This is a genomic window from Streptomyces sp. NPDC018031 (assembly GCF_044327625.1).
Classification (GTDB): Bacteria; Actinomycetota; Actinomycetes; order Streptomycetales; family Streptomycetaceae; genus Streptomyces.
The window spans coordinates 1-10,241 of the sequence record NZ_JBIRFT010000042.1 but is presented as its reverse complement, the minus strand read 5'-3'; the positions used below and the strand labels follow the sequence as shown (position 1 = coordinate 10,241).

General features: G+C 77.5%; 3 protein-coding genes. All 3 read left to right on the top strand.

The features are described from left to right. The coding region (locus ACH4B3_RS34065) for a type I polyketide synthase (protein ID WP_398469639.1) at window positions 1–2,724 on the top strand (2,724 nt) is incomplete at its 5' end. A gap of 48 nt (window positions 2,725–2,772) precedes the next feature. Beyond that, window positions 2,773–8,358 (top strand): type I polyketide synthase, encoded by a 5,586-nt coding sequence (locus ACH4B3_RS34060; RefSeq protein ID WP_398469637.1) that lies wholly within the window; start codon window positions 2,773–2,775, stop codon window positions 8,356–8,358. Between the two features lie 12 nt (window positions 8,359–8,370). Further along, on the top strand, window positions 8,371–10,241 hold a 1,871-nt coding region (locus ACH4B3_RS34055; RefSeq protein WP_398469635.1), incomplete at its 3' end, for a type I polyketide synthase.

Sequence of the window (10,241 nt, the reverse complement as noted above, 5' to 3'; positions counted from 1 at the left end):
GCCGGTGGTCAGCTGGGGTGCGGGCGGGTGGAGGAGCTGACGCTCCAGGCACCGCTGGTGCTTCCGGACCAGGGCGGGGTGCAGGTCCAGGTACGTGTCGGCGGCCCGGACGACACCGGCCGCCGGCCCCTGACCATCCACTCCCGACCCGAACCCGCCGACGAGACACCGGCCGGTCACCCGTGGACCTGCCACGCCTCCGGAACGCTCGCCGAGCACACCGCGGAGCCGGAGCGGGACCCGGCCGGTGCCTGGCCGCCCGCCGGTGCGCTGCCGGTCGACCTCGCCGGGCTCTACGAGCGGCTCGCGGACGACGGCCTCGGCTACGGCCCGGCGTTCCGGGGACTGCACGCGGCCTGGCGCGCCGGGGACACGGTGTACGCCGAGATCCGGCTGCCGCGGGAACAGCACGCCGACGCCGACCGCTTCGGCGTCCACCCGGCACTCCTCGACGCCGCCCTCCACTCCTGTCTGCTCGACGGCGCCGAGCAGGTGATCCTGCCGTTCTCCTGGACCGGTGTGGAACTGCACGCCACCGGCGCCACCGCCGTCCGGGTGACGATGACGCGTGACGGCGACGGCCTGTCGCTGCGGCTCGCCGACCACGTGGGCGAGCCGGTCGCCACGATCGGCACGCTGGTCGCCCGCCCGGTGCGTCCCGAGCAGTTGCGCGCCGCCGCCCGCACCGGGCACCACGACGCGCTGTTCCACCTCGACTGGGCCCCGGCACCGGCCGCGGCCACCGCCCCGCGACCGGCCACCGACCGGTGGGCGCTGCTCGGCGAGGACGCGCTCGGGACGGCCCCGGTGCTGACCGCCGGCGTCCCGGGCGACGAGGCCACCGCCCGGCCCGCGCCGGGCCGCTACCCGGCCCTGGACGCCCTCGCCGCCGCGATCGACGCGGGTGAGACCGGAACTCCCGAGGTCGTCGTCCTGCCGTGGGCCCCGCCGGCCGGGCCCGACGACGCCGCCGCGGCCGAGCCGGTGCACCACGCCGTGGTGGACGCGCTCGCCGTGCTCCAGGCGTGGCTGGCCGACCCCCGCTGGGAGTCCGGCCGGCTGGTGTGGGTCACCCGCGGCGCCGTCGGCATGCCCGGCACCGGCACCGACCCGGCAGCGGCGGCGGTGTGGGGAGCGGTGCGATCGGCCCAGGCCGAACACCCCGGCCGCTTCCGGCTGGTGGACCTCGACGGCACCGACGCCTCGGCACGGGCGCTGCCGGCAGCGATCGCGTCCGCGGAACCGCAGACGGCGCTGCGCGCGGGACAGGCCCTGGTCCCGCGGCTGTCCCGCGCGGGCGGTGCCCACGTGGCCGCGGCGGCGGAGCCGGACGCGCACGGCACGGTCCTGATCACCGGCGGCACCGGCACCCTCGGCGCCCTGGTGGCCCGGCACCTGGTGACCCGGCACGGCGTGCGGGACCTGCTGCTCGTCAGCCGCCGCGGCGCGCGGGCCGAGGGAGTCGCGGAACTGTCGGCCGAACTGGAGGAGCTGGGCGCCCGCGCCACCGTGGCGGTCTGCGACGCCGCCGACCGGGAGGCCCTCGCCGCGGTGCTCCGGGCGATCCCGGCCGACCGCCCGCTGACCGGTGTGGTGCACGCCGCCGGCGTCCTGGACGACGGGGTGGTCACCGCACTCACCCCGGAGCGGGTGCGCGCCGTGCTGCGCCCCAAGGTGGACGCGGCCTGGCACCTCCACGAGCTGACCCGGGACGCCGAACTGACCATGTTCGTGCTGTTCTCCGCGGCGGGCGGCATCCTCGGCAGCGCCGGGCAGGCCAACTACGCGGCGGCCAACGGCTACCTCGACGCCCTCGCGTGGCACCGCCGCGCCCAGGGACTGCCCGCGATCTCGATGGCCTGGGGCATGTGGGCCGACACCAGCGGGATGACCGGCGGCCTGGACGAGGCCGACCGGCTGCGGATGCGCCGCTCCGGAGTGCTGCCGCTGACCTCGGCCCAGGCCCTGGAACTGTTCGACACCGCCCTCGCCGAGGACCGCCCGCTGGCCCTGCCGGTGCGGTTGGACCTCACCGGCGCGGGCGGCGACGGCGGGTACCGCTCCCCCCTGCTGCGCGGGCTGTCGGCGGCCGCGCCCCGGCGCGCGGCCCGGGCCGCGGCGCCCGCGGAGCAGGCCCCCGAGGACTTCCGCGGCCGGCTGGCGGGCCTGCCCCGGGTCGAGCGCGAGCACGCACTGCTGGACCTGGTCCGCGGTCACGTCGCCGCCGTCCTCGGATACGCCTCGCCGGACGCGGTGGACCTGGGCCGCGGCTTCCTGGAGTCCGGGTTCGACTCGCTGCGCGCGGTGGAACTGCGCAACCGGCTCGGCGCCGCCACCGGACTGCGCCTGCCCGCCACGCTGATCTTCGACCACCCCAGTCCGGCCGCGCTCGCCGACCGGCTCCGCGGCGAGCTGCTGACCGACGGGGAACCCGCCGGGCCGGCCGCAGCCGCCGCTTCGGCCGCCCCGGCCGCGCTGGCCGGACTCGACGCACTGGAAGCCGGCGTGCGGAGCATCGGCGCCGACGACCCGGTACGCGGCCGGCTCGCCGCCCGTCTGAAGTCCCTGCTGACGGACCTCGGCGGCGACCCCGGCGACGGACCGTCCGGCGGGCCGGACGGCACCGCCGCGACCACACCCGACAGCGGCGCGTCCGAGGAGGTCGAAGCCGCGACGCTGGACGAGATGCTCGCCATCGTCGACCAGGAACTGCGGAACTCCTGAACCACGTCGAGACCGGACTTCCGTCGCGGAGAAGGGCGACAGCTGACAATGACGACGAGTGACGAGAAGGTTCTCGACACCCTCAAGCGCCTCACGCTCGACCTGCGCAGGACCCGCCAGCGGCTGCAAGAGGTCGAGGCCGGGGCCCGCGAACCGATCGCCATCGTGGGCATGGCGTGCCGGTACCCCGGCGACGTCCGGTCCCCCGAGGACCTGTGGCGGCTGCTGGCCGACGGCGGGGACGCCATCTCCGCCTTCCCGGCCGACCGGGGCTGGGACCGGGACCTCTACGACCCCGATCCGGCCCGGCCCGGCCGGGTCACCGTGCGCGAGGGCGGGTTCCTGCACGACGCCGGCCTGTTCGACGCCGACTTCTTCGGCATCAGCGCCCGCGAGGCGCTGGCCATGGACCCGCAGCAGCGACTGCTGCTGGAGACCTCCTGGGAAGCGTGCGAACGGGCCGGCATCGACCCGGAAACGCTCCGCGGCAGCGGCACCGGTGTCTTCGCCGGGCTCATCGGCCAGGACTACGCGGCCCGGCTGCGCCGGACACCGCACGACCTGGAGGGCTACCTCGGCAACGGCAGCACCGGCAGCGTGGCCTCCGGCCGCGTCGCCTACACGCTGGGCCTGGAGGGGCCCGCGGTCACCGTGGACACCGCCTGCTCCTCCTCCCTGGTCGCCCTGCACCTGGCCTGCCGGTCGCTGCGGCAGGGCGAGTGCACCATGGCACTGGCCGGCGGGGTCACCGTGATGGCGTCCCCGCTGGCCCTGGTGGAGTTCAGCCGGCAGCGCGGCCTGTCCGGCCGCGCCCGCTGCATGGCCTTCGCCGAACAGGCCGACGGCACCGCCCTCGGCGAGGGCGCCGGGATGCTGCTGCTGGAACGACTGTCGGACGCCCGCCGCAACGGCCACCGGGTACTCGCCGTCATCCGCGGCAGCGCCGTCAACCAGGACGGCGCCAGCAGCGGCCTGACCGCCCCCAGCGGGCCCGCCCAGCAGCGGGTCATCCGGCAGGCTCTGGCCGACGCCGGCCTGGCCGCGGCCGATGTCGACGCCGTGGAGGCACACGGCACCGGAACGTCCCTCGGCGACCCCATCGAGGCGCAGGCCCTGCTGGCCACCTACGGCCGGGACCGGCCGGCCGACCGTCCGCTGCGCCTGGGCTCGGTGAAGTCCAACATCGGTCACGCCCAGGCCGCCGCCGGGGTGGCGGGCGTCATCAAGATGGTGCTCGCCCTGCGGCACCGGACGCTGCCGCGCACCCTGCACATCGACGCACCCACCTCGCGGGTCGACTGGTCGGCCGGGCACGTCGCCCTGCTCACCGAGGACGCGGCCTGGCCGCGCGCGGCACAGCCGCGCCGGGCCGGCATCTCCTCCTTCGGAGTCAGCGGCACCAACGCGCACCTCATCCTGGAGGAGCCCCCCGAGGACCGGCCGGACCCGGCCGGCCCGGCGGCGGAACCGCGGGACCCGGCCGGCGGCGGACGCGACGCCGCCACCGGCACGCCCGCCCACCGAGCCGTCCCGTGGCTGCTGTCCGGACGCACCGAGGCCGCGCTCCACGCGCAGGCCCGGCAGCTCCGGGCACACCTGGCCGCGCATCCCGCGCTCGGCCCGGCGGACACGGGCACGGCCCTGGCCCGCACCCGCACCGCCTTCGAGCACCGCGCGGTGGTGCCGGGCGGGGACCGCTCCGCGGCACTGGCGGCGCTGGACTCGCTCACCGCCGGCCGGCCCGCGCCCGGCATCCGGTGCGGCGTCGCCCGCGACCAGGGGCGGGTGACGCTGGTGGTCCCGGACACCGCCCCCGGCGGGCCGGCCGACGCGGCCGCACTGCTGGAGACCGCACCGGACTTCGCCCGGCGGATGGCCGAGTGCGCCGCCGCCCTCGCCACCCGGACCGACCGCCCCCTGCTGGACGTGGTGCGCGCGGCGGGGGACACACCGCCGGCGGACCGGGCGGACTCCTCCGGCGGGCGCCCCGGAACCCCGTCCGAGGGGCGCTCCCCGCAGGCGCCCTGGGACCGCATCGTCCACTGGGCGGTCTCCGTCTCGATGGCCGCCCTGTGGCAGGCGCACGGCCTGCGGCCCGCCGCGGTGGTCGGCCACGGCGCCGGGCAGCTCGCCGCGCTCTGCGTGGCCGGCGCGCTCTCCCTGGACGACGCCGCCGCCCTGCTCACCTCCGGCGGCACCGCGCCGGTGACCCTCCGCGCGCCGGACCTGCCCTGCTACTCCACCACCGGCGACGGCCCGGTGGACACCACCGGGCTGGACCACGCCCACTGGTGCGGCGACCACCCCGCCGGGCACCTGGAGCGGACCGTGGCGGCGCTGCTGGACCGCGGGCACACCGTGTACGTCGAGACCGGCACCACCCCGGTGGCGGCGGACGGCATCCTGCGGGCCGCCCGGCAGCTGCCGGACCGTACGGTGCTCGTGGTGCCCGGCACCGCCGCCGATGAAGCGGCCGAGCCCGGAGTCGGCACCACCGCCCCGGCGGCGGCCGCCGCCCACCCGCTGGACCGCGTCCTGGACGGACTCGCCCAGTTGCACGTGCACGGAGTCCCGGTGGACTGGTCGACCGTCTTCCCCGGCCCGGCCGGCCACCTGGACCTGCCGACCTACCCCTTCCAGCGGCAGCGCTTCTGGCTGGAGAACCCGCCCGCGGCCGGGGACGTGACGGCCGCCGGGCTGGTGACCGCGGACCATCCGCTGCTCGGCGCGCACATGGAACTCCCGGACTCCGGTGGCACCCTGTCCACCGGCCTGCTGTCGCTGCGGACCCATCCCTGGCTCGCCGACCACGCCGTCGCCGGGCGGGTCCTGCTGCCCGGCACCGCCTATCTGGAACTCGCCCTGTGGGCGGGGGCGCGCACCGGCTGCGACCGGCTGGAGGACCTGACACTGCACGCCCCGCTGGTCCTGCCCGGACCGGAGGCACCCGCCGACGGCGTACGGATCCGGCTGGCCGTCGGCGCGCCCGACGACGCCGGGCGCCGCCGGATCACCCTGGACTCCCGGCCCGCCACCGGCGACGGTGAGCTGCCCTGGACCCGGCACGCCGCCGGCACCCTGACCGCCGGGGCGCCCCCGACGGCGTTCGACCTGGTGTCCTGGCCGCCGCGGGACGCCGAACCGGTCGATGTCGACGACCTGTACCGGCGCGCCACCGCCCGCGGCTTCGACTACGGGCCGGCCTTCCGCGGCCTGCGGTCGGTGTGGCGGTCCGGCGACGAGGTGTTCGCCGAGGTCGCCTCCGCCCCGTCCGCGCCGCAGGCCGAGGCCGGCCACCGGTTCACCGTGCACCCCGCGCTGCTGGACGCCGCGGTGCAGGCCCTCGCCGCCGCCGGTGGTCCGGAGGACGCCGACGACGCCCGGATGCCGTTCTCCTGGCGCGGGGTGTCGGTACGGGCGATCAGCACGCCCGCCCTGCGGGTACGACTGACACCCGCCGGCCAGGACGCGGTCACCCTGCGGATCGCCGACGCGGCCGGCGCCCCGGTGGCCGCCGTGGAGCGGCTGCTGCTGCGCCCGGCCCCCCGCGATCCCGGCGGCAGCGGCCCGTCCGGTGATCTGCTCCGCACGGTGTGGCGGCCCGCCCCGGCCCCCCTCGCCGACCGGCCGGGCGAGCGGAGCGGCGACGGCGCCGGGCCGGCCGGCCCGCTCGGCACCGCCTACCCGGACACCGCCGCCCTGACCGCCGCGCTGGCCGGCGGCGACGCCCTCCCCGACACCGTCCGGGTGCCCGTCGTCCCGGACGCGGCGGCGCCCGCCGACGTCCCCCGGGCGGTCCGCGCGGCCACCGGCGAGGCCACCCGGCTGCTCCGCGCCTGGCTGGGCTCCGCCCGGACCGGCGCCTCCCGCCTGGTGGTGGTCACCCGCGGCGCGGTGTCCACCGCGCCCGGCGAGCCGGCGGATCCGGTGGGCGCCTCGGTGTGGGGGCTGGTCCGTGCCGCCCAGGCCGAGCACCCGCAGCGGTTCGCCCTGCTCGACCTGCCCGCGGACGAGCCCGCCGCGGCCGGCGCCCCGGAGGACACCGGGCCGGCCGCCCAGGCGGCCGCGCTGTCCGGCGCCGAACCCCAGCTGGCGCTCCGTCAGGGGCGGCTGCTCGTCCCCCGGCTGGAGCCGCTGGCGGCCACCGGGCCGGAGCCGGACGCCGGCCCGGACGACCGGTCCGGCGCCGCGGCCACCGCCGCGATCGCGCACGGCACCGTGCTGATCACCGGCGGCACCGGCACCCTCGGCGCCGCGGTCGCCCGCCATCTCGCCGCGCAGGGCGCCCGGCACCTGCTGCTCGTCAGCCGCCGGGGCGAGCGGTCGCCGGGCGCCGCCGCACTCGTCGCGGAGCTCGGCACCCTCGGTGCCCAGGCCACCGTCACCGCCTGCGACGTCTCCGACCGGGCCGCCCTCGCCGCCGTCCTGGACGCCGTGCCCGCCGGGCGTCCGCTGACCGCCGTGGTGCACACCGCGGGCGTGGCCGACGACGGGGTGCTGGACGCGATGACACCCGAACGGTTCGACACCGTGCTCCGCCCCAAGGCCGACGCCGCGTGGCACCTGCACGAGCTGACCCGCTCCCGCGACCTCGCGGAGTTCGTGCTGTTCTCCTCCGCGGCGGGCACGCTCGGCTCACCCGGCCAGTCCAACTACGCCGCCGCCAACGCCTTCCTGGACGCCCTGGCCCAGCAGCGCCGCGCCCAGGGACTGCCCGCGCTGTCCCTCGCCTGGGGCCTGTGGGCCGAGCGCAGCGCGCTCACCGGGCAGCTGGACGACGCCGACCTGGCCCGCATCGGCCGCAGTGGCGTCCTGCCGCTGCCCACCGGCGAGGCGCTGGCACTGCTCGACACCGCCCGCGCCGGCACCGAACCGGCACTGGTGCCGCTGCGCCTGGACCACGAGGCGCTGCGCGACCCGGCGGCCGGCCACCGGGCCCCCGCGCTGCTGCGCGGCCCGGCCGGCGCCGGCCCGGCGGCGGAACCGCCGCTCCCGGCCCCGGGCCCGCCCGAGCCGCAGGACACCGCGACCGCGGCCCTGGGGCACCGGCTCGCGGCCATGCCCGACGACGAACGCCGGCGCGTCCTGCTCGACCTGGTGCGCACCCACGCGGCCACCGTGCTGGGCCAGACCGACCCGCCGCGCATCGACCCGGACAAGGGCTTCCTGGACCTGGGCTTCGACTCCCTGGCGGACCTCGAACTCCGCGACCGGCTCCAGGAGATCACCGGGCTCGACCTCGCGGCCACCCTCATCTTCGACCACCCCACCGCCACCGCCCTCACCGACCACCTGTGCGACCAGTACGCGGACGACGACACGGTGGAGCTCGGTCCCGCGCTGGAGGAACTGGACCGGCTGGAGACCTTCCTGGCCCCCTTCGAAGCCGACGAGGACGCCAGGACCGCCATCGGCCTGCGGCTGCGGGACCTGCTCGGCCGCTGGGGCGTCGCGGGCACCGGCGGTGACGCGGCGCAGCCCGGTGCGGCGGCCGAGCCCCCGGAGCGGGCCGACCTGGCCGCCGCCACCGACGACGAACTCTTCGACATGCTCGCGGAGCTGCGCACCGAAGGAAGCGGCGGCACACCGCCCCCGCCCACCCCCCCGAACTCGTCCGACCGCCACGGTCGTTAGGAGCTGCTCACAGTGGCGAACGAAGACAAGCTTCGCGAAAACCTCCGGTGGGCGGCGGCCGAGCTCAGCGAGACACGGCGACGTGTGCGTGAGCTGGAGGACGCCGCCCGGGAACCCGTCGCGATCATCGGGATGGCCTGCCGCTTCCCCGGCGGCGTCACCTCACCCGAGGACCTGTGGCAGCTGGTGGCGTCCGGCCGGGACGCCATCGGCGAACCCCCCGCCCACCGGGGCTGGCGGGCCGAGGACTTCTACGACCCCGACGGCCGCCGCCCGCACACCTCCTACGTGCGCCAGGGCGGCTTCCTCGCCGACGCCGACGCCTTCGACCCCGCCTTCTTCGACATCAGCCCGCGCGAGGCGCTGGCGATGGACCCGCAGCAGCGGCTGCTGCTGGAGACCTCCTGGGAGGCGTTCGAACGCGCCGGCGTCGACCCGGCACGGGTCCGCGGCGAGCGCGTCGGGGTCTTCGCCGGGCTCATGTACCACGACTACGCTTCCCGGCTGACCTCGGTGCCGGAGGCCGTCGAGGGCTTCGTCGGCAGCGGGAACTCGGGCAGCGTCGCCTCCGGACGCGTCGCCTATGTGCTGGGTCTCGAAGGGCCCGCCGTCACCCTGGACACGGCGTGCTCGTCGTCACTGGTCACCCTGCATCTGGCCGCCCAGGCGCTGCGCCGGGGCGACTGCGCCATGGCGCTCGCCGGCGGGGTCACCGTGATGGCGACACCCAGCAGCTTCGTGGAGTTCAGCCGGCAGGGCGGCCTCGCCCGCAACGGCCGCATCAAGGCGTTCGCGGCGGCGGCGGACGGCACCGCCTGGGGCGAAGGCGTCGGCATGCTGCTGGTCGAACGCCTCTCCGACGCGGTGCGCAACCGGCACCCGGTCCTCGCCGTGCTGCGCGGCTCCGCGGTGAACCAGGACGGCGCGAGCAGCGGCCTGTCCGCTCCCAACGGCCCCTCCCAGCAGCGCGTCATCCGCCATGCGCTCGCCGACGCCGCTCTCTCGGCGGACCTGGTCGACGTGGTGGAGGCGCACGGCACCGGGACGAAGCTGGGCGACCCGATCGAGGCGCAGGCGCTGCTGGCGACCTACGGCCAGGGGCGGCCGGCGGACCGTCCGCTCTGGCTGGGCTCGCTGAAGTCCAACATCGGGCACGCCCAGGCGGCCGCCGGGGTGGCCGGTGTGATCAAGATGGTGATGGCGATGCGGCACGGGGTGCTGCCGCGCACCCTGCACGTGGACGAACCGACCCCGCACGTGGACTGGTCGGCCGGCGGGGTGTCCCTGCTCACCGAGGAGCGGGACTGGCCGCGGACCGGACGTCCCCGCCGGGCAGCGGTCTCCTCGTTCGGCGTCAGCGGCACCAACGCCCACGTCGTCCTCGAACAGGCCCCGGCCGCCGAGGAGGTTCCGGCCGAGAGTGCCCCCGCCGAGGTGCCGGGGGTGGTGCCGTGGGTGGTGTCGGGCCGGGACGAGGCGGCGTTGCGGGCTCAGGCGGCCCGGCTGGCGGAGGCCGTGTCGGCCGCCCCGGAGTGGAGCGCGGCCCGGGTCGGCCGGTCGCTGGCGGTGTCGCGGACGGCGTTCGACCACCGAGCGGTGGTGATCGGCACCGACCGCGACGAGCTCATCACCGGTCTGAAGGCCGTCGCCGCGGCGGACACCGCCCCTGCCCACGTGGTCACCGGCGAGCGGACCGGACACCGCCAGATGGTGTTCGTCTTTCCCGGTCAGGGGTCGCAGTGGGCGGGTATGGCGGTGGAGTTGCTGGATGCGGATCCGGTGTTCCGAGCGGGGTTGGAGGAGTGTGCGGAGGCGTTGGCCCCGTTCACGGACTGGTCGTTGCCGGAGGTGCTGCGGGGTGCGGCGGGGGCGCCGGATCTGCG